At 61.5% G+C, this 22,829-nt stretch carries 21 protein-coding genes and 1 pseudogene; 18 read left to right on the top strand and 4 right to left on the bottom strand.

The window, feature by feature from the left end:
• Nucleotides 1-148: 148 nt before the first annotated feature.
• The 16 genes from bphC to OLX02_RS16085 all read left to right on the top strand — a co-directional run bounded on the left by bphC (nucleotide 149) and on the right by OLX02_RS16085 (nucleotide 18,072).
• Nucleotides 149-1,048 (top strand): biphenyl-2,3-diol 1,2-dioxygenase, encoded by a 900-nt coding sequence (gene bphC, locus OLX02_RS16160; RefSeq protein ID WP_264424535.1) that lies wholly within the window; start codon nucleotides 149-151, stop codon nucleotides 1,046-1,048.
• Nucleotides 1,049-1,093: 45 nt separating this feature from the next.
• Nucleotides 1,094-1,420 (top strand): non-heme iron oxygenase ferredoxin subunit, encoded by a 327-nt coding sequence (locus OLX02_RS16155; protein ID WP_010891029.1) that lies wholly within the window; start codon nucleotides 1,094-1,096, stop codon nucleotides 1,418-1,420.
• Nucleotides 1,420-1,908, top strand: a complete 489-nt coding sequence (locus OLX02_RS16150) for an aromatic-ring-hydroxylating dioxygenase subunit beta (protein ID WP_010891030.1) — start codon at nucleotides 1,420-1,422, stop codon at nucleotides 1,906-1,908. Before OLX02_RS16155 ends, OLX02_RS16150 begins: the two co-directional genes overlap by 1 nt.
• A 24-nt stretch (nucleotides 1,909-1,932) precedes the next feature.
• Nucleotides 1,933-3,195, top strand: a complete 1,263-nt coding sequence (locus OLX02_RS16145; protein WP_010891031.1) for an aromatic ring-hydroxylating dioxygenase subunit alpha — start codon at nucleotides 1,933-1,935, stop codon at nucleotides 3,193-3,195.
• Nucleotides 3,192-3,785 carry a 2-hydroxychromene-2-carboxylate isomerase gene (locus OLX02_RS16140; protein WP_010891032.1) on the top strand — a complete coding sequence of 198 codons (594 nt, stop codon included), beginning with the start codon at nucleotides 3,192-3,194 and terminating at the stop codon, nucleotides 3,783-3,785. The genes OLX02_RS16145 and OLX02_RS16140 overlap by 4 nt, the downstream gene beginning before the upstream one ends.
• A gap of 28 nt (nucleotides 3,786-3,813) precedes the next feature.
• The gene (locus OLX02_RS16135; protein ID WP_264424531.1) at nucleotides 3,814-5,994 is read left to right on the top strand and encodes a TonB-dependent receptor; all 2,181 of its coding nucleotides are present in this window, start codon (nucleotides 3,814-3,816) and stop codon (nucleotides 5,992-5,994) included.
• A gap of 27 nt (nucleotides 5,995-6,021) precedes the next feature.
• Nucleotides 6,022-8,520 (top strand): TonB-dependent receptor, encoded by a 2,499-nt coding sequence (locus OLX02_RS16130; protein WP_264424529.1) that lies wholly within the window; start codon nucleotides 6,022-6,024, stop codon nucleotides 8,518-8,520.
• 132 nt (nucleotides 8,521-8,652) lie between these two features.
• Complete coding sequence (locus tag OLX02_RS16125) at nucleotides 8,653-10,113, top strand: NAD-dependent succinate-semialdehyde dehydrogenase (protein ID WP_264424527.1); 1,461 nt, start codon at nucleotides 8,653-8,655, stop codon at nucleotides 10,111-10,113.
• A 146-nt stretch (nucleotides 10,114-10,259) separates the two neighbouring features.
• Nucleotides 10,260-10,883 (top strand): UbiX family flavin prenyltransferase, encoded by a 624-nt coding sequence (locus tag OLX02_RS16120; RefSeq protein WP_413630340.1) that lies wholly within the window; start codon nucleotides 10,260-10,262, stop codon nucleotides 10,881-10,883.
• Nucleotides 10,884-10,886: 3 nt separating this feature from the next.
• On the top strand, nucleotides 10,887-11,456 hold the full coding sequence (locus OLX02_RS16115; RefSeq protein ID WP_264424523.1) for a hypothetical protein: 570 nt from the start codon (nucleotides 10,887-10,889) through the stop codon (nucleotides 11,454-11,456).
• Nucleotides 11,453-13,012, top strand: coding sequence for an FAD-binding oxidoreductase (locus OLX02_RS16110; protein WP_264424521.1), 1,560 nt, complete (start codon nucleotides 11,453-11,455; stop codon nucleotides 13,010-13,012). The genes OLX02_RS16115 and OLX02_RS16110 overlap by 4 nt, the downstream gene beginning before the upstream one ends.
• 42 nt (nucleotides 13,013-13,054) lie before the next feature.
• On the top strand, nucleotides 13,055-14,500 hold the full coding sequence (locus tag OLX02_RS16105; protein ID WP_264424519.1) for an aldehyde dehydrogenase family protein: 1,446 nt from the start codon (nucleotides 13,055-13,057) through the stop codon (nucleotides 14,498-14,500).
• Nucleotides 14,501-14,519: 19 nt separating this feature from the next.
• Nucleotides 14,520-15,974, top strand: coding sequence for a non-oxidative hydroxyarylic acid decarboxylases subunit C (locus OLX02_RS16100; RefSeq protein WP_264424517.1), 1,455 nt, complete (start codon nucleotides 14,520-14,522; stop codon nucleotides 15,972-15,974).
• The gene (locus OLX02_RS16095; RefSeq protein WP_264424515.1) at nucleotides 15,971-16,195 is read left to right on the top strand and encodes a non-oxidative hydroxyarylic acid decarboxylases subunit D; all 225 of its coding nucleotides are present in this window, start codon (nucleotides 15,971-15,973) and stop codon (nucleotides 16,193-16,195) included. Before OLX02_RS16100 ends, OLX02_RS16095 begins: the two co-directional genes overlap by 4 nt.
• A 13-nt stretch (nucleotides 16,196-16,208) precedes the next feature.
• Nucleotides 16,209-17,675 (top strand): FAD-binding oxidoreductase, encoded by a 1,467-nt coding sequence (locus tag OLX02_RS16090; protein WP_264424513.1) that lies wholly within the window; start codon nucleotides 16,209-16,211, stop codon nucleotides 17,673-17,675.
• 31 nt (nucleotides 17,676-17,706) lie between these two features.
• Nucleotides 17,707-18,072: a c-type cytochrome gene (locus OLX02_RS16085; protein WP_010891043.1), complete on the top strand. Its 366-nt coding sequence runs from the start codon at nucleotides 17,707-17,709 to the stop codon at nucleotides 18,070-18,072.
• Between the two features lie 192 nt (nucleotides 18,073-18,264).
• Here the strand turns inward: OLX02_RS16085 and OLX02_RS20215 are convergent, their stop codons facing one another.
• From OLX02_RS20215 to OLX02_RS16065, 4 genes and pseudogenes are all read right to left on the bottom strand, one after another.
• Nucleotides 18,265-18,495, bottom strand: a complete 231-nt coding sequence (locus OLX02_RS20215) for an acyl-CoA dehydrogenase family protein (RefSeq protein WP_010891044.1) — start codon at nucleotides 18,493-18,495, stop codon at nucleotides 18,265-18,267.
• Nucleotides 18,496-18,630: 135 nt separating this feature from the next.
• Nucleotides 18,631-19,547: pseudogene (locus tag OLX02_RS16075) on the bottom strand (SDR family NAD(P)-dependent oxidoreductase).
• A gap of 43 nt (nucleotides 19,548-19,590) precedes the next feature.
• Nucleotides 19,591-20,094, bottom strand: coding sequence for a TIGR02444 family protein (locus OLX02_RS16070; protein WP_011906638.1), 504 nt, complete (start codon nucleotides 20,092-20,094; stop codon nucleotides 19,591-19,593).
• Between the two features lie 119 nt (nucleotides 20,095-20,213).
• The gene (locus OLX02_RS16065) at nucleotides 20,214-21,026 is read right to left on the bottom strand and encodes an alpha/beta fold hydrolase (RefSeq protein WP_264424510.1); all 813 of its coding nucleotides are present in this window, start codon (nucleotides 21,024-21,026) and stop codon (nucleotides 20,214-20,216) included.
• 187 nt (nucleotides 21,027-21,213) lie between these two features.
• Between OLX02_RS16065 and hpaH the strand changes: the two genes are divergently transcribed.
• Both hpaH and OLX02_RS16055 read left to right on the top strand, forming a co-directional pair.
• Nucleotides 21,214-22,029: a 2-oxo-hept-4-ene-1,7-dioate hydratase gene (gene hpaH, locus OLX02_RS16060; RefSeq protein WP_010891050.1), complete on the top strand. Its 816-nt coding sequence runs from the start codon at nucleotides 21,214-21,216 to the stop codon at nucleotides 22,027-22,029.
• 9 nt (nucleotides 22,030-22,038) lie between these two features.
• Entirely contained in the window at nucleotides 22,039-22,827 is a 789-nt protein-coding gene (locus OLX02_RS16055; protein ID WP_010891051.1) for an HpcH/HpaI aldolase family protein, read from the top strand.
• Nucleotides 22,828-22,829: the final 2 nt, after the last annotated feature.

Below are 22,829 nucleotides of genomic sequence, written 5' to 3'. Positions count from 1 at the left end.
ATCATTTCGTGCAACGTATTGCACAATGAAAAACGTTCTGGTAGGTAATGAGTCAGAAATGGCTGAAACCGGCGGCTTGAATCGAAGCAAGGCGGCCAGCAAATCGCAAAATGACCCCGTTTTGGGGTGAATTGGGAGAGTTTGAACTATGTCGGTCGTCACCGAACTCGGCTATCTTGGTCTTTCCGTTTCCGATCTCGCTGCCTGGCGCGCTTACGCCGCCGAAGTCGTCGGCATGGAAGTCGTCGATGAAGGCGAAGGGGATCGGCTCTATCTGCGAATGGACCTTTGGCATCACCGCATCGTTCTGCACGCTGATGGCAGCGATGACCTGGCTTACATGGGCTGGCGCGTGGCCGGGCCGCAGGAATTCGCCGCGATGCAGGAAAAGCTGAGCGCGGCGGGAATCCCCTTCACCGTGGGCACCGAAGCCGAGGCGCGCGAACGCCGGGTTCTCGGGCTGCTCAAGCTGGCCGATCCGGGCGGCAACCCGACCGAGATCTTCTTCGGCCCCCAGGTCGATACGCACAAGCCGTTTCATCCTGGCCGTCCGATGTTCGGCAAGTTCCTGACCGGCTCGCAAGGGATCGGGCACTGCATCCTGCGCCAGGACGATGTCGAGGCGGCGGCCCGGTTCTATGAACTGCTCGGCCTGCGCGGGTCGGTTGAATACCATCTCCACCTGCCCAACGGCATGGTCGCCCAGCCCTATTTCATGCATTGCAACGAGCGCCAGCACTCGGTCGCCTTCGGCCTCGGACCGATGGAAAAGCGCATCAACCACCTGATGTTCGAATACACCGATCTCGACGATCTCGGCATGGCTCACGACATTGTGCGCGGGAAGAAGATCGATGTAGCGCTGCAGCTTGGCAAGCACGCCAACGATCAGGCCCTGACCTTCTATTGCGCCAATCCGTCGGGTTGGTTGTGGGAGTTCGGCTGGGGCGCCCGCCACTCGACCGGCCAGCAGGAATACTACACCCGCGACATCTTCGGCCATGGCAACGAGGCGGCTGGCTACGGGATGGACATTCCGCTGCTCTGACAATCGCCCATTTTGCTCGATTCTTGACAGGACAACAGGTCAACCATGTCAAACAAATTGCGACTCTGTGAAGCTGCCAGCGTGAAGGACGGCGAGCCGGTTGCGGCATTCGCAGAGGGAATGCCCGCCCTTGCCGTCTACAATGTCGATGGCGAGATTTTCGTTACCGACAATCTTTGCACCCACGGCAATGCCATGCTGACCGACGGATATCAGGATGGCGACATCATCGAGTGTCCGTTCCATGGCGGCTCGTTCGACATCAAGACCGGCGCAGCCAAGGCCTTTCCCTGCCAGGTGGCGATCGCGTCCTATCCGGTCGAAATCGAGGATGGCTGGGTCTGCATCACGAAGCCCGAAGGAGCAGCATGATGGGCCTTCCCACCCTTGAGCAGATGCAGTTTCAGCATGCCGCTGCGCAACTTAATGCGCTTCATGCGGAACTGATCGATGACGACCGGTTGGAAGAATGGCCTGACCTGTTTGAAGAAAAGTGCCAGTACAGTGTGATCTCAGCGGAGAACCACAATCGTTCACTGAACCTGGCTGCGGTGTTCTGCGACAGCCGCGGCATGCTGGTCGATCGCATCGTCTCTTTGCGCCGCGCCAATATTTTTCCCGCGCACAGCTACCGGCATATTCTCGGTCCGACCCGCGTGAAGTCGACCAGCGGGCAGATCGTCACCACACAGACCAACTATGTGGTCCTGATGACGCGCAACGACGGTCAGACGTCGATCTACAATTCCGGAAAATATGTCGATCAAATCGACGTTTCCGGGGCTGCCCCGCGCTTCCTTTCCAAGACCGCGATCTTCGACACCCACCTCATCGATACGATGATGGTCCGCCCGATCTAGCTGCAAAGTTGAAAGCACCCAATTATGTCCATTCCCCAGCAAACAGACGCCTTGGATCAAGCCCCGTCCACTGCAGGATGCCGGGTTCCGTACCGCGTTTTCACCGATCGCCAGTACTACGATCGCGAACAGGAGAACATTTTCAAGGGTAACTGCTGGTCCTTCGTCGGACTTGAGGCTGAAGTTCCGCAGGCGGGTGATTTCAAATCGACCTTCGTGGGCGAAACACCGGTGATCCTCACGCGCGACAGCGACGGCTCGTTGCATGTCGTGGTCAATCGCTGCGCCCATCGCGGCGCCCTGGTCTGCCGCGAAATGCGCGGCAACCGCGCAAGCCTGGAATGCGTCTACCACCAATGGGCCTACGATCTGAAGGGGAACCTGATCGGGGTACCCTTCCGCCGCGGCCTCAAGGGACAGGGCGGGATGCCGGGCGATTTCGACATGTCCCAGCACAATCTTCGCCAGCTGCGCACCGAATCCGTTGGCGGTCTGGTGTTTGCCTCATTCTCCGAAACTGTCGAATCCTGCCGCGATTTCCTCGGCCCGATCGTGGTCGAGCAGATCGAGCGGATCATGTGCAAGCCGATCACCGTGCTGGGCGACCAGCGCCAGCGGATCCGCGGGAACTGGAAGCTCTACGCCGAGAACACCCGCGATCCCTACCACGCGAGCCTGCTGCACCTGTTTCACAACACGTTCGGTCTCTATCGCTCGACCCAGACAGGTAAGGCATTGATGGATGCCAACAAACGCCACTCGCTGCTCTATTCGATCGCGGCCAGCAACGACGATGCCGCCGACAAGCAGGCCTATGGCGATTCCCGCACCTTCGACACCGAATTCAAGCTGCAGGACATGTCGCTGCTGAAAGGTCGGCAGGAATTCGCGGACAATGTTACGCTGGTGATCCTCGCGGTCTACCCCAACCTGGTCCTCCAGCAGATCCAGAACACTCTCGCGGTGCGCCAGACGGTGACCTACGGGCCGGATGAATTCGAGCTCGTCTGGACCCATTTCGGCTACCAGGACGACGATGCGGAAATGCAGGCCATCCGGCTCAAGCAAGCCAACCTGATCGGCCCCGCCGGGCTCATTTCGATGGAAGACGGCGAAGCGGTGGAAATCGTCCAGAACGCCATCGTCGGCGAGGCAAGCGCGACGTCCTACATCGCGATGGGTGGCGGCCGGGCCGAGGATGCCGACCATCTCGTCACCGAGGGCGCGATCATCGGCTTCTGGGACAATTATCGCGAAATGGTCGGCTTTGAGGTGGAGCCGACATGACCCGCACGATCGACTTCTACTTCGATTTCATCAGCCCGTTCAGCTACCTTGCGCAGCTCAAGCTGCCGGAGATCGCGCGGGCAGCGGGATGCACGGTCGATTACTGGCCGATCGACATTCCCGAAGCCAAAATTGCCGCCGGCAACTATGGCCCGTCCAATCGCGAGGTATTGCCCAAGATCAAGGTCATGAAGGCAGACCTTGAGCGCTGGGCCGAGCGCTATGGAGTGCCCCTCACCTTTCCAGCCAGCTTCGCTTGCGCAGACTGGAATTGCGCGGTGCTGTTCGCCCGCGAGCACGGTAAGGCCGAGGCATTTGTGACCGATGCCTACCGCCGGATCTGGGGCCAGGGGATCGATCCCGGCGACCGCAACGAACTGGCCGCATGCGCGATAGCAGCGGGGCTTGATCCCGCGGCGCTGATCGCTTTCGTCGAATCGCCCGCCGGCCAGAACGAATATCGCAAGGCCCGGAGCCAGGCGATCCAGCGCGGCGTGTACGGTGCGCCGCTGATGTTCGTCGACGACCAGATTTTCTGGGGAAATGACCGATTGGATTTTCTTGCCGAGTATTTGAACAATTCAAAATAAGCAATTCGGTTACATAGGGGAGGTTTGCATGAAAAAGTATGGCTGCTATTTCGTTGCCTTGATGGGAGCGACCGCGCTGACGCCGCAGATGGCCTTGGCACAAGACATCACAAGCGAATCGGACGAATCCCACGCTACCGACACGGGCCTAGGTGACATTATCGTCACGGCCACTCGGCGCGAGGCCAGGCTGCAAACCGTGCCGGTTGCAGTTACTGCGGTTACCGGCGACGCTCTGGCTTCCGCCGATGTTTCGACGGTCCGCTCCCTCACTCAGGTTGTGCCGGGCTTCATCGGCAGCCGTAATATGGGCGTCTTCCAGCCGGTGGTCCGCGGGGTCGGCTCAACCGGCATTTCGGTTGGTGATGAACCCAATATCGCAACCTACGTCGACGGCGTCTATCAACCGGAATCGGCCGCCAACTGGATCGACCTGGTCGAGGTCGAACGGGTCGAGGTGCTGCGTGGCCCGCAGGGAACGACCTTTGGCCGCAATGCCACCGGCGGACTGATCAACGTAATCACCCCCGATCCCAGCTTCGACTTCCGCGGCAAGGCTTCGCTGCGCGTGGGGCGGATGAGGCGCGATGCCGGCGATTACGATGCCCGGCTCTATTTCACCGGCCCAATGAGTGACAAGGTCGCGGCTGATTTTGCCGCGCTTTTCCGCAAGAACGATGGCTATATCGACGATCTGGTCCGCGGCGGCACACTTGGCAACCAGCGCGTCATCGACCTGCGTAGCAAGTTGCTGTTCAAGCCGACCGACAATTTCAAGGTGGTCCTGACCGGGGAATACTTCAATCAGGAAAGCACCACCAATTCGCCGCAACCGCTGGACGGCAACACCGCGGGCCGCAACTGGCCGGGCGTGATCGTACCGACCGATGCCTGGCAGGCGTCGTTGACCGAGGTTCCGCTGCTCAATCTCACAAGGTGGAGCTTTGCGCTGCACACCCGGCTCGATCTGGGCAGTGTGATGCTTGAGACCACCTCTGGTTTCCTCAACCTGCGCTGGCAGCAGACCACCGATGGCGATGCCTCGAACATCAAGCTTTCGAACTTTCCGGCAGTGTTCGAATCGGAATCGGGCAGCCAGGAAATCAAGCTGAGTTCGGCCAAGCCCGGCCCCTTCCAGTGGCTGGTCGGCGGCTATTTCTACCAGTTCGGCGGCGGCGCGCCGGTGCTTCAGCCTTGGACCACCACCAACCCCGCTTTGCCTTTGACCGGACCTTCGTTGACACCCAAGCTGGATGGGCGCTCTTTCGCGGGCTTCGCCGAAGGCACCTACGAGGTTCAGCCGGACCTATTCATCACGCTCGGCGGGCGCTATACTACCGAAACGCGGTGGTTCAGCCAAAGCAACAATGGCGTGTTGCTGGTCAATCACGTTTCGAAGACGTTCAACAAGTTCAACTACAAGGTTGGCGTCCGCTATGAAGTGACTGAAAAGACCAACGTATATGCCACCTACAGCACCGCGTTCAAGAGCGGTGTGTACAACATGGCGAGTACCGGCGGCACCCCAGTCAATCCGGAGAACATCAAGGCGGCTGAATTCGGAATCAAGTCCGATCCGCTGGATTGGCTGCGCACCAACCTTGCTGCCTATTATTATGATTATAAGGGCCTGCAGCTGCAGTCGAAGGCCCCGGCCGGCCCCGGATATATCCTGCAGAACGCCGCCAATGCCGAAATCTATGGTGGCGAATTCGAGACCATCATCAGCCCGGTCCGCGACCTCCGGCTCCGCGCGGCGGTTGCCTATACCCATGCCCGCTACAAGGATTTCCCGAACGCCCAGGGCTTTACGCCGATCGTCAACGGCAATGGCGACTTTGCCGGCAACGTTGCGGCGCCGTTCGATGCCTCGGGCAAGGTCATGACCCGCGCACCGGAATGGTCAGGCAATGTCGGGTTTGATTGGGGGCATGATGTCGGTAACGGCCGCGTTACCCTGGCCGGAAACCTGCTGTGGAGCTCCAGGGTCTATTACGACTTCGCCAACAGGTTCTCGCAGCGGCCCTACACCCTGTCCAACCTTTCGGTGAATTGGCAGCCCGAAAGCGAAGCCTTCAAGATCGGTCTGTGGGTAACAAACCTGACCAACGCGAAAGTGCTGCAAACCGTGCGCCCGGGCACTTTGGGCACCGATGGGTTCTACGAACAACCCCGCAAGATTGGGGTCACGATCGAAACAAAATTCTAATTACAAAACATAATAGGGAGAATAATAATGATCACGAGTAGCCTGAACATGCGCAGGCTTGCGCTTCGTACCAGCGCTTCGGCCATAATCGGGCTTGCTTGCTTTGCCCCAGTGTCGGCCTATGCCCAACAGGCCGCCGCAAGTGAGCCGCAGGCCGAGGAACAGAATTCCGGCGGCCTTGAAGAGATCACTGTCACCGCGCGCAAGCGGTCCGAGAACCTGCAGGAAACGCCGGTTGCGATCACCGCGATGACCGGGGCGATGCTGGAAGAAAAGCAGATCGTCAACGTTGCGGAAGTCGCCAAGTTCGCGCCGAACGTCAGCATCTCGCCGGTGGCGAACATCTCGGGTTCGAGCGCCTCGATCACCGCCTTCATCCGCGGCGTGGGCCAAACCGACTTCAACATTACTGTCGATCCCGGCGTGGGTGTCTATGTCGATGGCGTCTATGTTGCCCGTTCGGTTGGCGCGCTGCTCGACATGGCCGATGTTTCGAGCGTCCAGGTCCTGCGTGGGCCGCAGGGCACGCTGTTCGGCAAGAACACCATCGGCGGCGCGATCGTGGTCAATTCGGTCGAGCCGCAGAAGGACTTCGACATGAAGCTCGAAGCGGCGACCGGCCGGTTCAACCGTGCCGATTTCAAGGGCATGATCAACGTGCCGCTGAGCGAAAATCTGGCGATGCGGGCCGTTGCCTCGTACGAAACCCGTGACGGCTATCAGAAGCGCCTGTTCGACGGTGGTCGCCAGGGCAACAAGGACAGCTTCGGCGGGCGCGTTGCGTTCAAGTGGGAACCGACCGACAAGTTCACTGTCAACCTCAGCGCGGATATCAACATCCGCCGCGAGGAAATGGCCGCATCGACCCTGGTCAACCTATATGAATCGCCCGACTTGCTGCAGGTTGTCGACTTGAATGGCCGAACCGTGGTTTTCCCCAGTTCGACTTATGCTTGGAACAAGTTGCAGGGCGGCGCAGGTTTCTGCGGTGCGGACGGGCAACTGGCACCGGTCAACGACCCGCGCTGCGCCACCACGCAGTGGATCACCGGCGATATCGATTCAACCTGGTCCGGTGCCAAGAACCAGTCGGATTTCGACCTGTGGGGCACGAACCTGACGCTGGATTATGATTTTGGTGACATCAACCTGAAGTCGATCAGCTCCTATCGCGATCAGAAGGCCACGATCCAGTTCGACTTCGACGGAACGCCACATCCCTACCTCAACCTGACAAACAATATCGATCTGTGGCAGGCTTCGCAGGAATTCCAGTTGACCGGCAGTGTCCTGAATGATCGGGTGAAGTTCGTTCTGGGCGGCTATTACCTGAAGGAAAAGGGCCAAGACAAGAACAACCTGCTGTTCGGCTTCGCTGACTTCTTCAGCGGCGGCAAGATCGACAACGACAGCTATGCTGCCTATCTGCAGGCAACGATCAAGGTGACCGATCGTCTTTCGATCACGCCGGGCATCCGCTATACCGACGAGACCAAGCGGTTCGATCCTTCGTTCCAGACCATCAATGTTGATTACACTGCTCCGCTTGGGCAGGCCGGCATCATCCCTTACCCCCAGGGCGTGTTCATCGCCTTCAGCCAGTGCGTGACCGGCCAGCCAGTGCCCTTGCTGGTGACCGATCCGGCGAGCCCGCTGTTCGGCTTCCCGCTGCCTGGAGGCTGCGCACCAGCCGCCACTAACCCTGGTGGAAACCACACGATGCCGGCGGTCCAGGTTGCCGCCAAGGCCAAGGAATGGACGCCGGCAATTTCGGCTGACTACAAGATCACCGACGATATCCTGGTCTATGCCTCCTATTCCAAGGGTTTCAAGAACGGCGGCTTCACGCAGCGAATCTTCCCGGCTGAACAGGTTGCGCCGTCGTTCAGGCCCGAATTCGTGGAATCATACGAACTCGGCCTCAAGACCGAGCTGCTGGATCGCCGCCTGCGGCTGAACCTCGCCGCGTTCATGTCAAACTACGATGACATCCAGGTCGTCGTCAGCGAAGGCATCGCCCCCCGGGCACGAAACGCCGGTTCCGGCCGGATCAAAGGCTTTGAAGTCGAAGGCGAGGCGGCTCCGACCGATTGGCTGCGCCTGACCTTCGGCGTTGGCTATCTTGATGCCTATTACCGCTCCATTGATCCGCTCGCGTTCCCCGTGAACCAGAACTCGAAGTTCGCCTTCGTGCCGGAATGGACCGGATCGGCCTCGTTCAACGCCGACGTCTATGAAGGTGACATGGGCAAGCTGACGCTGCGCGGAGACTGGTCGTACCAGAGCGAAACCTTCAAGGATGCGGTCAACAGCCCGCAACTGCGCCAGCCTGGCTACAGCGTCTTCGGCGCCAGTGCTTCGTTCACCGAGAAGAGCGAGCACTTCACCGTGACCGCTGGTGTGACCAACCTGACCGACGAACGCTATATCCAGGGCGGTTACGTAGATCCGTTCGTCGCCGGGACAGCGTTGGCAACCTATTCGCGCCCGCGTGAATGGTTCCTCAAGCTCGCCTATAAGTACTGACACTTACCACCCCCGAGGGCGGCGGTCCGCCGCCGCCCTCACCCTTCTGGTGGCACCGACCAAGAGCCTGCCAGACACCTCGCCGCCCAATTTGGTATTGGCAACTTGTCTTGCGGCCAAAGGAGCAATGTCTTGGGCGTTACGATCCCCCCGCTCGAGCGCAGCGATTTCCTGACCGGCCAACCACTTGTCGACGGCACCGAAATCTGTGGCGACTCTACCTACGCGATCACTAACCCGGCAACCCGCGAAGCGCTGGCGAATGTCGCCAAGCTTGGCGCTGCCCAGACGTACCGAGCAATTGAAAGCAATTCCCGCGCCTTCATCGATTGGCGCAAGCGGCACGCACAGGAACGCGCCCGTCTGCTGCACGACTGGCTGGCGCTGGTCCGGCTGCACCGCCAGGATCTGGGTCTGCTGATGACCGCCGAGCAGGGCAAGCCGCTGGCCGAGGCGCTGGGCGAGGTCGATTACGCCGCCAGCTTCATCCAGTGGTTCGCCGAGGAGGCGCGCCGCGTCTATGGCGAGGTTATTCCAGGCAGCGCCGACCGGCGGATTATCGTGATCCGCCAGCCGGTTGGGGTAGCGGGGGCGATCACGCCGTGGAACTTTCCCGCCGCGATGATCACCCGCAAGGTCGCGCCAGCGCTGGCGGCGGGCTGCACCGTCACCCTCAAGCCGTCCGAACTCACCCCGCTGACCGCTTTCGCCCTCGCGAAGCTCGCCCTTGAAGCCGGCATCCCGCCCGGCGTGTTCAACGTGGTCTGCGGCGATGCTCCGGCCATTGGATCGGTGCTGACCAGCCATCCCGATGTCACCAAGTTCACCTTCACCGGTTCAACCGCGGTGGGCAAGCTGCTGACTGCGCAATGCGCCACCACCCTGAAACGGGTTTCGATGGAACTGGGCGGCAATGCCCCGCTGCTGGTTTTCGACGACGCCGATCTCGATCAGGCGGTCGAGGGGACGATCGCCTCGAAATTCCGCAACACCGGGCAGACCTGCGTCTGCGCCAACCGCATCCTGGTTCAGGGCGGGATCCACGACCGTTTCGTCGAGGCGCTGGCCGCCAGGGTCAGCGCGTTCACGGTCGGCAACGGGCTTGAGGGCGCAACCGATCAAGGGCCGCTTATCACCCGGGCCGCCTTCGACAAGGTTCAGGGCCATGTCGCCGATGCGCTTGCGCAAGGCGGCGGCATCGTCACCGGGGGCAAGCGGCACGGGGCGGGGGAACTGTTCTTCCAGCCGACCGTGCTGACCGGCGCGAACCCCGCCATGCGCCTCGCGGACGAGGAGACCTTTGGCCCGGTCGCGCCCGTGTTCCGCTTCGATACCGAGGCCGAGGCGCTGGCCCTGGCCAATGCGACCCGTTCCGGGCTGGCCGCCTATGCCTTCACCCGCGACATCGACCGGGCATGGCGAGTCGCCGAAGGGCTGGATACCGGCATGGTCGGCATGAACAACGGCATCGTCTCGACTGAAACGGCCCCGTTTGGCGGGATCAAGGAATCGGGTCTAGGCCGGGAAGGATCACGCCACGGCATCGACGAATTCCTTGAGCTGAAAACGATCAATCTGGGGGTTCGGGCGTGAGTTGAACCGCTTTCATCGGTTCGCAAAACTCGTTGCGCAATGCGGAATGCATTGTATAGTGTTGGCAAAGATCGGGAGACGGATTGCAGCATGCCCAACAAGGTTTGGCCTTGTGCGACCTTGATCGCGATGCGCGCGCAGGCAGGATGCCTGCGGTGAAGAGGATGGTTGTGGGCATTACCGGCGCAACCGGATCGGTCTATGGCCTGCGACTGCTTGAACTGCTGCGCGATGCCGGGGGCTGGGAAACCCATCTCGTGTTGTCTCCGGCCGCCCTGCTCAACATTCGCGAGGAATTGCCTGATGGCAAGGCCAGGCTCGAAGCGCTGGCCGATGTCGTGCATAACGTCCGCAATGTCGGCGCCTCGATCGCCAGCGGTTCGTTCGTGTGCGAAGGCATGGTGATTGCGCCCTGTTCGATGCGCACGCTGGGCGCGGTCGCCCACGCCCTGTCCGATAACCTGATCACTCGCGCCGCCGACGTGATGCTGAAGGAGCGCCGTCGCCTGGTGATGATCACCCGCGAAACGCCGCTCAACCTGGCGCACCTGCGCAACATGAGTGCCTGCACCGAAATGGGTGCGGTGATCTTCCCGCCGGTGCCGGCCTTCTATTCGCGGCCTACCTCGCTGGCCGAGGTGGTCGATCACAGCTGTATGCGGGTGCTGGATCTGTTCGGGCTTCACGCGAAGTCGGAGAAACGCTGGCAAGGCCTGAGCAAAGAGGCGGCAAACCTCGTTCCGGCCTTGGCGCAAGAAGAAGGGAACTAGAGAATGGCGTGGGATGTCAGCCGTCGCACCGTCATGAGCGGGGGTGCCGTGGGAGCGGCAGTGGCCGGTCTGGGGATCGGTCGCAGCGCCTTGGCGAAGCGACCACTCAAGATCATTGTCATTGAGGAAGCAGAAGTCCCCGAAAGTCGGCTCTATGCCGAAACCTTCGTCAATTCGGGACGTGCGGCAAAGGTGATCCGGATCGACCGGACGCTCAACGGCCTGCTCCATGAACTCGTCATTGGCGAAGGTGTGCTCGTCGGCCTGACTTCCGACCCGGCAGCCATGATTGCCGAACAGGTTCTGCTAGCCGACGGCGCGCGCCCGTTGCTGAAATGGGCGCATCATTACCGCAAAATGCGGTGGGAACACCGGACCGACGGCGCTCCGGCGCTGCTCGCGCGGGCCAGCACCGGCTGGCCGACCGTTCTAGCCAACCACATGCAGGATGCGCTTGGCGGGAGCCGACAGGCTCCCGATCTGCGGTGCCAGTCGGGACATTGCGGTCTCGATGGAAAGAGCCCCGGCATGCTGGTTTCGTGGGCATTCGAAGTGGGAGTACAACAGTCGTGAGCACGCGCATGCCCCATGGCGTCGACGCCGCAACCTTTCGCAAGGCGCTGGACGAACTGGCCGCGATCGTCGGCAAGGAATGGGTCTTTGTCGACGATCTGCCGTTGTCGGCTTATCGCGATGCCTATTCGCCGCTGGCCGATGGCGAAATGCTGCCTTCGGCTGCCGTGGCGCCGGCAAACATGGACCAGATCCAGCAGGCGTTGAAAGTCTTCAACGCCTACAAGCTGCCGATCTGGACCTTCGGCAACGGCCGCAATTTCGCCTATGGCGGACCCGCCCCGCGCCAGTCCGGTTATGTCATGTTCGATCTCAAGCGGATGAACCGCATCCTCGAGGTCAACGAGAAATACGGCTACGCGCTGGTCGAACCCGGGGTCTCCTATTTCCAACTCTACCGGCATCTGCGCCAGATCGGCAGCAAGCTGTGGATCGATCCAGCGGCGCCGGGCTGGGGCGGCGTGATGGGCAACGCGCTTGAACACGGCGCCGGCTACACCCCCTATGGCGACCACTTCACGATGCAATGTGGCATGGAAGTGGTCCTTGCCGACGGCCAGGTGGTCCGCACCGGTCAGGGCGCGATCGAAGGGTCGCAGCACTGGCAGTCAACCAAGCACGCCGCCGGCCCGCATTTCGACGGCATGTTCACCCAGTCGAACTTCGGCGTGGTGACCAAGATGGGGATCTGGCTGATGCCCGAACCACCGGGCTACAAACCGTTCATGATCACCTACGAGCGCGAGGAAGACCTCGCTGCGATCTTCGATGCGGTCAAACCGCTAAAGGTTAACCAGGTGATCCCCAACGCGGCGGTGGCGGTCGATCTCTTGTGGGAAGTGTCCGCCAAGACCACGCGCCGCCATTACTTCGACGGCAAGGGCCCTGTCCCGGATTCGATCCGCAAGAAGATCGCTTCGGATCATGGCCTGGGCATGTGGAACTTCTACGCCGCGCTCTATGGTCCGCCGCCGATCATCGAGAACAACTGGAAGCTCGTCGAGGAAGCGATGATGAGCATCCCGGGCGCCAAGCTGCACCTCAACCGCGAAAACGATCCCGCCTGGGACTATCGCGTGCGGCTGATGCGCGGCGAGCCGAACATGACCGAATTCAGCATCATGAACTGGATCGGCGGCGGCGGGCATATCAACTTCTCGCCAATCTCTGCACCCGACGGCAAGGAAGCGCTGAGCCAGTACAACCTGATCAAGCAGCGCTGCCACGATTTCGGGTTCGACTATATCGGCGAGTTCCTGGTCGGATGGCGCGACATGCACCACATCCTGATGATCATGTACGATCGCGCCGACGAGGCCATGCGCAAGAGCGCATACGACCTGTTCGGCAAGCTGGTCGACGAGGCAGCGGATGCCGGCTTCGGCGAATACCGCACCCACCTCGCCTTCATGGACCAGATCGCCAAGACCTATAAGCATAACGACGGGGCGCTTTGGGATCTGCACCACCGGCTCAAGGACGTGCTCGACCCCAACGGCATCCTCTCGCCCGGCAAGCAGGGTATTTGGCCCCAGGCGATGCGCAACCAAGCGTAATCACCCGGCCGGCTGAACAAAGACTTCAAGGATTGAAAGACCATGACGCAACTTGAGCACTGGATTGGCGGCACCGCCGTGGCTGCAACAGGCGGGGCCTATTTCGACGATCTCAACCCGGTCGATGATTCGGTCTATTCCCGGGTGCCCGCCGGCACCGCTGAGGACGTGAACCGCGCCGTGGAGAACGCGCATCAGGCCTATCTGCAGCATCGCGACCTGCCCGCCGCGGTGCGAGAAGGGTGGATCGCGAAAGCCGCCGAAATCATGGAGCGCGATACACCCAAGTTCGCCGACGTGCTGGTCGACGAAATCGGTTCGCCCATAGCCAAAGCCGGATTCGAAACCCGCTTTGCAATCAGTTTCCTGCGCGCGGCGATCGGCGTTCCGCGCCGGGTCCGGGGCGAAACCATCCCATCGGACACGCCGGGCCGGTTCAGCATGAGCCTGCGCCAACCGGTGGGCGTCGTTGCCGGGATCACCCCGTTCAACGTACCGCTGATCAAGGGGATCAAGCAATCGGCCATGGCCCTGGCCACAGGCAACGCCTTCGTGCTGCTGCCCTCTGAAGCCGCGCCAATGATCGCCGATCTGCTCGCTAAATTGTGGAAGGAGGCCGGCGTTCCCGACGGCCTGTTCAATGTGGTCTATGGCAATGGCGCGGAAATCGGCGATGTGCTGACCGGCCACCCCAAGGTCGCCTCGATCACCTTCACCGGCTCCTCGCGCGTCGGCAAGCACATTGCCGAAATCGCGGCGCGCAACCTCAAGAAGTACACGCTGGAGCTGGGCGGCAAGAGCCCGCTGGTGATCTGCGCCGATGCCGATCTGGACAAGGCGGTCAACGCCGCGCTGTTCAGCATCTTCATGTACCAAGGCCAGGTCTGCATGGGGGCCTCGCGTATCTATGTCGAACGGCCGATCTTCGACCAGTTCGCCAAGGCCTTCGCCGCCGCGACCAGCCGGGCGAAGAGCGGCGACCTGCGCGAGCCGACCACCATGCTGGGGCCGATCATTTCCGAACGCCAGCGCGACCGGGTCCGCCGCCATATCGACGATGCCCGGTCCAAGGGCGCCGCGGTGCTAGCCGGCGGCGAGTGGAGCGGAAACAGCTGCGCGGCCACCATCCTGAGCGGCGTTACCGCGGAAATGACCGTGTTCGAGGAGGAAACCTTCGGACCGGTGACCTCGCTCTATCCGTTCGACACGCTCGAGGAGGCGCTCGAACTCGCCAACAGCACCGAATACGGCCTCAGCGCCTCGATCTTCACCCGCGATCTCGACAAGGCGCTGGCCTTTGCCCAGCGGGCCGAATCGGGGATGGTCCACATCAACGCGCCGACCCTGCACGATGAACCCCACGTTCCGTTCGGCGGGACCAAGGCCTCTGGGTTCGGGCGCGAAGGCACCGAAGCCGATCTCGAAATCATGACCGAATGGAAATGGGTCACGATTCAGTCGGCGACTGCTGGCGCGGGCGGACACTGACAGGCGGGATGCAACGGCAATGAACGATCTTCCCAACCGCGCCCGCTCGATCTCCTCGCTGCGCGATTTCCTCGAACTGCTCGAGGATTCGGGCCAGGCCATCACCTGGAGCGATCCGGTGATGCCGGAACCCGGCGTGCGCAACATTGCCGTTGCCGCCTCGCGCGATGCCAACGGCGCGCCGGCGATCGTGTTCGACAACATCACCGGCTATCCCGGCAAGCGCCTGGCGGTGGGCGTCCATGGTTCGTGGGACAACATCGCCCTGCTGCTGGGCCGGCCCAAGGGCACGACCATCCGCGAGCTGTTCTTCGAGATCGCCGGTCGCTGGGGCGATCAGGAAGCGCAGATCAGTTATGTGCCCTCCGCACAGGCCCCGGTGCACGAATGCCGACTCGAGCAAGACATCAACCTCTATGATATCCTGCCCGTCTACCGGATCAACGAATACGATGGCGGGTTCTACATCGGCAAGGCTTCGGTTGCCTCGCGCGATCCGCTTGATCCCGACAATTTCGGCAAGCAGAATGTCGGGATCTATCGCTTGCAGATCCAGGGACCGGACAGCTTCACCCTGATGACGATCCCGGCGCATGACATGGGCCGCCAGATCCTTGCCGCCGAGCGCGAGAAGGTTCCGCTGAAGATCGCGGTGATGCTGGGCAACCATCCCGGGCTGGCGGTCTTCGCCGCGACCCCGATCGGTTACGAGGAATCGGAATATTCTTATGCCTCGGCAATGATGGGCGCACCGATCCGACTGACCAAATCGGGTAACGGGATCGACATCCTGGCCGACAGCGAAATCGTGATCGAGGCCGAACTGCAACTGGGCGAGCGCGAGCTGGAAGGGCCGTTCGGCGAATTCCCCGGTTCTTACAGCGGAGTGCGCAAGGCGCCGATCTTCAAGGTCACGGCGGTGTCGCACCGGCGCGATCCGATCTTCGAGAACATCTACATCGGGCGCGGATGGACCGAGCACGATACCCTGATCGGCCTGCACACCTCCGCCCCGATCTATGCCCAGCTGCGCCAGAGCTTCCCCGAAGTCACCGCGGTCAACGCGCTTTACCAGCACGGACTGACCGGGATCATCTCGGTCAAGAACCGCATGGCCGGCTTTGCCAAGACGGTCGCGCTGCGTGCGCTGAGCACGCCGCACGGCGTGATGTACCTCAAGAACCTGATAATGGTCGATGCCGATGTCGATCCGTTCGATCTCAACCAGGTGATGTGGGCGCTTTCGACCCGCACCCGCGCCGACGATATCATCGTGCTGCCCAACATGCCGGCCGTGCCGATCGATCCTTCGGCCGTGGTCCCGGGCAAGGGCCACCGCCTGATTATTGACGCGACCAGCTATCTCCCGCCCGATCCGGTGGGTGAAGCGCACCTTGTCACCCCGCCGACCGGGGACGAGATCGACGCCCTGAGCAAGCGGATCCGCGAAATGCAGTTGGGAGCCCTGTCATGACCACCACCGTCTGCGGGCGCTGCAAATCGAGCGGCGCTGTCACCGATTTTCAGGGCAGGCAGGACGGCGCGGTCGTGTGGACGATCCTGCGCTGCCCGACCTGCAACTTTTCCTGGCGCGACAGCGAACCGGCCCGCGCGATCGACCCGGCTGTGCGCTCGGCCGATTTCGCCGTCGATGCCGGCGATCTCCAGCGTTATCCCAAGATTCTCCAGCAATAAGGCTCCCAGCGCCATGATCGATCAAGCCCGCCAGACGGCCATGCTCGGCACCCTCGCCCAGGCACTGGGCAAGGCCGCCGTCGATACCAGCCCGCAGACCCTGGCCCGCTATGCTGTCCCGGGGATGGCACCGGCAGGCGTGGTGCTTCCGGCCGATGAAGCCCAGCTCGCCAGGGTGCTGGAAGCCGCGCGCAGCAGCGGCGGCGTGGTCCAGACGGTCTGCAACGGCGCCTACGGACTTGAAAAAGCCGTACAGGACAAGGTGATCGTGCTTGACCTGCAGAAGATGAACAAGGTCCTCGAGGTCAATGACGAACTGGCCACCTGCCTGGTCGAACCGGGCGTGACCTTCCGCCAGCTCGATGCCCACGTCAAGGAAAAAGGAAGCAAGCTGTGGGTCGACTTTCCCGGCAATCCCGATGAAAGCGTGGCCGCCAGTTTCATCAACCGCCGCCCCGGCTACACTCCCTATTCCGATCACTTCCTGATGCAGTGCGGGCTCGAGGTCATGCTGGCTGATGGCAAGATGGTGCGCACCGGCATGGGCGCCATGCCCAAGAGCACCTGCTGGCAGCTGTTCAAGTTCGGCTATGGCCCTTGGGTCGATGGTCTGTTCACCCAGTCCGATTTCGGGGTGGTGACCAAGGTCGGCATGTGGATGATGCCGCAGCCCCCGGCGCACCAGACCTTCATGGTCTCGGTCCCCAAGGAGGACGATCTGGGCGCGTTGCTGGACGTGCTCGGGCCGCTCAAGCTCAACATGGTGGTGGCCAATGGCGTCGCGGTGGGCAATGCGCTCCACGAAGCGGCCCTGCTCGGCAAGCGCCGCGCCGATTTTGAGGGCCAGGGGCCGATGGCGGCAAGCGCGGTCAAGGCCGCTGGTGAGGTGCTCGGACTAGGCTACTGGAACCTTTACGGCTCGCTCTATGGCCTGCCCGGCAACGTCGCGATCCTGTGGGACATGGTCAAGGGCGCGTTCTCGTCGATCAGCGGCGCAAGGGTGATTACCGATGGCAAGGGCATCGATCCCAAGCTGTGGGCCTGGCGGATGGGCACGATGACCGGTGTGGTGGCCGATCCCCCGGCCAGGACAGCAGGCTGGAGCGGCGACTTGGCGCTTACGGTCAACCCGGTCAGCCCTGTGGATGGCGAGGAAGCCGTCAAGCTCTATGAACTGTCGCGCGATATCTGTGCCAAAAACGGCTTCGACTTCGTTGGCGAAACCACCGCGATCTGGCGTTCGGCCAACCATCGCCAGGTGCTGCCCCATGCCGCCGGGAAGGGCGAGGATGCGGTACGGGCCAAGACTTGCGCCGAAGCCCTGATCGCCGCGCAGGCCGAGGCCGGCTTCGGCCAGATCATGACCGACCCCGGGCTGGGGGCGGCGGTTGCCAAGACCTATGAAAAGGGTGGCCGCTCGGCCCTGCATGCGCGGGTCAAGCAGGCGCTTGATCCCAACTCGATCTTTGCCTCGGTCTGAGCCGATGCGTCGCCATGCCTGCGGAGGTAAAATGAATAAGTTCCTCGCCCTTTCGCTTTTCGCTGCACTTGCTGCCTGTTCGTCCGCACAAGGCGAATCAGTGGTGGACGGTGCGGAGAATTATGAGCGTTACTGCGCAGGTTGCCACAACCCCGGCCCGGGCCACGGTGGCACCATGCTGCTGGCCGAAAAAGGTGCTCCGGTGCCTTCGCTCATCGGTCGCAAGGACTTAGATTACGATTACCTACATTCGGTCGTTCGCCAGGGCCTGATCGAAATGCCGCCGTTCCGACCGACCGAATTGTCGGACGCGGAGATCAAGCAGATCTACGATCACATCGTGGCGCAGAAGCTTCCCCCCACAAAGGCCGAACCCGCCAAAAACAAGGCACTTTGAGGTCAAATCAAGCTGGGCGGAAAAGGTCAACAGGGTTTGTAAGGCTGAAATTGCTAGGGTGCCAACGGAGTATGCGGATAGCTGGTTGCTTTGGTGAGCACGCAGGCTTGGTGCCATTGAGAAGTCAGCCATCTCCGGTTGGCACCGCAGTCGTCTGCAGACCCGCCGCATCTGATCCCGAACCGGGTTCGGTCAGGCCGAAAGCGGCGATTTCATGCGCGGCAGCCATGCAGACTTCTGCGCTTCTGTTCCACCATTCTTGAAGGCTGATGCGAACATGCCGACATTGATCGAAATGAACGAGCGGAATGCCGGCATCGCATAACTTAGCGTGTGCCTGGTGAGGATATACTGGCTGATGTTCATGCCGGCGCCGCCATGCTCTTCCGGTATGGTCAATCCAAACAGACCCAGGTCGCGCATCGCTCGAGGACGCTTTCGGGGATGAGGTCGGTTTCAATAATTTTGCACTCGACAGGACTGAGCCGGTCGCGCACGAAGCGTTCAAGCTGTATCAAGACTTCTGCATCTATGCCGGCATTGCTCATCGGTTACCTGTCAGATTGCATCATAAGGAAAGACATGCGCCGAGACTTCATCGGCGCGCGCGAAGCTGCTGCGAAACGAAGGTACAAGCTCGTGGGCAATTGCCTCCGGCGTCCAGCCTTCGACCTTGGTCATCGACCGGATCGGCCGGGGCTTGCAAAACAGGGCGATTTCATTCTTGCGAACCGCGAAAATCTGGTTCGTCACGTCCTTAGACAGGTCGGATGCCAGATAGGCAACCAACGGCGCGATCTTGTCTGCCGACATGGATTGCAACCGTTGGACACGTTCGTGTTCGGCAGGAGTTGTCGCGGGAATTGACGAGGTCATGCGGCTCCACGCAAAAGGCGCGATGCAATTCGAGCGGACGCCAACCCGCGCCATGTCGAGCGCGATAGACTGCGAAAGCGCGACGACGGCAACTTTGCCGCCGAATAGTTCGCCTGCCCGATGTTGCCGATCAGACCGCTCGTCGAAGTGAAATGATCGAAACTGCCCGCCTTCTGTTCACGAAAATAGGGCGTGGCGGCCTTGGAAACGTTGAAGACACCAGTAAGATTCACCGCGATAACGCTGGTCCAGTCCGCGTGACTCATCTTGTGCCAGATGCTGTCTCGCAGGATGCCTGCATTGTTCACGACCGCATCGATTCGGCCAAATTTCCGTACCGCATCCTCGATAATGCTCTGCGCCTCCGCCGGATCTGCAACATTACCGAAGTTGGCCGCCGCTTTGCCCCCGGCAGCGATGATGTCGTTGGCGGTGTTCTGAGCGAATGCGGTGTCGCCGCCGTTGCCCGCCTGCGCCACGCCAAGATCGTTGACGATAATTGCCGCCCCCTGCGCGGCGCAATACAACGCCAGTTGGCGACCTATTCCGCGCCCGGCACCAGTGATCGCGACAACTGATCCATCCAGGCACCGATCCATATCCCGTTCCTCAAATGCAATTAGCCCGACAGGCAGGACTGGCTCAATGCCAGGCCCTGGCAACAAGCTCACCCAGTTCCTCTGCCACTCCGCCAGATGTGCTCGCCAAGGTACAATAGTTGGCAAAGCTTGCCTGGACTGCAGCTTCGGACGACTCGGCACGGGTCAACTGGTCCAGGTCCAGCCCAGCGAGCATTTGGGACTGGACCAGACGTTCACCATGCAACTCTGCCGTCTTCAGCGCCGCATAAGCCGCGGCGTTAATTTCCGACTCAGGCGTACCTTGGCACCACTGCTTCATCCAGCGCCGCACCGCACGGACCGGTTGCACGAAGCGTTCATTCGCAGTTGCTGCCGAGTGCTGCGCGGCCTCGATGTCCGAAACAGCGAGAATGGCGCTACGCGCCCCTGCCAACCAAAGGCAAAGCAACACCGTGTTGACGTCACAACCATGCTGGTCCTGCAAGGCAAGGCAGGAAGCTGCCACACCCGGCTTGGCATAAATGTGTAAGGAATAGTCCCATAACGCCGCCGCGTGCTGCTCCACCTGAACTGAAGCTCCATCACCCACTGGCGGCACGGCCGGGCCTTGGTCCGACCGTGCCGAAGTACCCAATCGCGGACCTTGGTGAAAATGCTGACCAGACATGCAACGTGGTCAACCGCCTAGAACCTGCGGGCGCCGAAATGGATTTCCATCATCGGACGCATGACATCCCACCGTTCCAGCTGCGACCAGTGGCCCGAACGGTCGAGAACGTACAGTTCGGCATGCTTGAGATGCTGGATCAGGTAGAGGCTGGTGTCGAGCGGCACCACCCGGTCCTGGCGGCCATGGAAGATCAGCACTTCGTGCGGCATTTTGCCCAGCAGTTCGGGCGGCATGTTGAGCGTCTCAATGCCGTTCTTCATCGAATCGATCATCTTGACCGCGGTCTTCATGATTCCCGGATCGGTGGCGATCTTGTAACGGTTCTCGACGATTTCCTCCATGCCTTCGAACTTCTCGGCATCGTAGGCGAAGCTGTGCATCACCTGGCGATAGCGGGCATATCGTGGATCGGAATAGAACGAGAGCAGGCGGATCAGTTCCGGGGTGCGCGGGCCGGGGGCTCCGATCGAACCCATCAGCACCACCTTGTCGATCGCGTCGGGCTCCTCGCTCATCATCTGCAGGGTCAGCGCGCCGCCCATCGAATTACCGACAACGTGGGCCTTCTTCACACCGAGCGCCTCAAGCAGGCCAAAGCACTGGTCGACCCGGGTGCCGATCCAGCCCATCACGCTGTCAGGCCACGGATCGGGAATCACTGACTGGCCGAAACCGATCAGGTCGGGCGCGATCACGAAGAAGTTTTCGGCGAGGTCCGGCATCAGGTGATACCAGTTGGATGCGGCATGTGCGCCCGGACCCGCACCGTGAAGCAGCAGAATTGCCGGCTTGGACGGATCGCCCGCCAAGAGGGTGTGCGAGGTCAAGCCCCGGCCCGTGATCTTTTCTTCCCTGATAACCCCTTCAGCAGCCATGACATTCTCCCATGCGATCTTGACGAAATATCCGCGAGACTCTTTGCCGGAGTTCACGGTCATTTTTACCGGAGCCTAAGATATCGTTTGACATTGTGCAATGAGTTTTCCCAAACGATATGCCACGGGAGATTGCAAGATGGCAGTGGAGGCATTCAGCGACATACTGGTCAACGAGCTGGCGCTTGAACTCGACGGCGCCGAGCAGACCCGCGAACGGGTCCGGCCGTTCTCGGCGCGCTATCCCGCCATGCGGATCGAGGATGCCTACCGCATCAACCAGGCCTGGGTCGATCTCAAATTGGCGCGAGGGCGCACCGTTTGTGGCCACAAGATCGGCCTGACCTCGCGCGCGATGCAACAGGCAGCCGGGATCACCGAACCCGATTACGGCACCTTGCTGGATGACATGGTGTTCGAACAGGGCAGCGACGTTCCAGCCGCGCGGTTCATCACGCCCAAGGTCGAGGTCGAGCTGGCCTTTGTGCTCGGGCGCCGCCTGGAAGGAGCACAGACGACGATTTTCGATGTCCTGAGCGCCACCGACTATGTGGTTCCGGCAATCGAAATCATCGACACACGGGTGCATCCCAAGGATGCCGAAACCGGGGCCGCGCGCAAGGTCCTGGACACGATCAGCGACAATGCCGCCAATGCCGGAATCATCGTCGGCGGTCTGCCGGCGAAACCCGACGGGCTCGACCTGCGCCGCATCGGCGCCCTGCTCAGCCGCAACGGGGTGATCGAGGAAACCGGCCTTGCGGCAGGGGTGCTCAACCATCCCGCCAACGGCGTCGCCTGGCTGGTACGGCGGCTCGCGCCCTGGGGGCAAGCGCTCGAAGCCGGAGAAGTCGTGCTCGGCGGATCGTTCACGCGTCCGGTCGAAGCGGCGCCGGGCGATGTCTTCAACGCCGATTTCGGCGAGTTTGGTTCAATCGGGTTCCGGTTCGTATAGAGGGCGACAATGCAAACACCCGTCAACAGCTTCAAGGCGGCCTTGCGCGAAGGTCCGGTCCAGCTTGGTTTCTGGCTGGCGCTGGCCCATCCAGACATTGCCGAAATCTGTGCGGGCCAGGGTTATGACTGGCTGTTGATCGACGGTGAACACGGCCCGCAGACCTTGCCCGGCATCGTCGCGCAGCTGCGTGCGGTGGAAGCCACTCCACCTTGTTCTGCGATTGTACGGGTTCCCGGCCATGATTCGGTGACGATCAAACAGGTTCTGGATCTTGGTGCGCAGACCCTGATGGTTCCGATGGTCGAAACCGCCGAACAAGCCAAAGCGATCGTGACCGCATCGCGCTATCCGCCAGCTGGGGAACGCGGCCTCGGCGGTGCCCGCGCCTCACGCTGGGGTGGCTATCCTGCCTATGTCGCAGAGGCCAATGCGCAGGTTTGCATCATCGCCCAGATCGAGACCGCGACTGCCGTCGACAACATTGAGGCGATCGCTGCGGTGGATGGGATCGACGCGCTGTTTCTTGGACCTGCGGACCTGGCCGCGACCGAAGGTTTGCTGGGCGCAAGCAGCTTCGATGCCCTGTTCAAGCTGACCGGCGAGGCGCTGGCGCGTATCGTGGCAACCGGCAAACCGGCCGGGATCCTTTCGCGCGACGAGCGGCTCGTCCAGCAGTTCCTCGATGGCGGCGCCCGCTTCATCGCCAACGGCATCGACAGCTTCACCTTTGCAAAAGGTGCAGGCGACGGGCTTCGCCGCTGGCGCGAACGCATCGCCGCGCAGGGCGGAGTCTGACC

The organism is Novosphingobium sp. KCTC 2891 (genome assembly GCF_025938155.1).
Lineage (GTDB): Bacteria > Pseudomonadota > Alphaproteobacteria > Sphingomonadales > Sphingomonadaceae > Novosphingobium.
The sequence above is the reverse complement of the archived record's forward strand: the minus strand, read 5'-3'. Positions and strand labels throughout refer to the sequence as shown.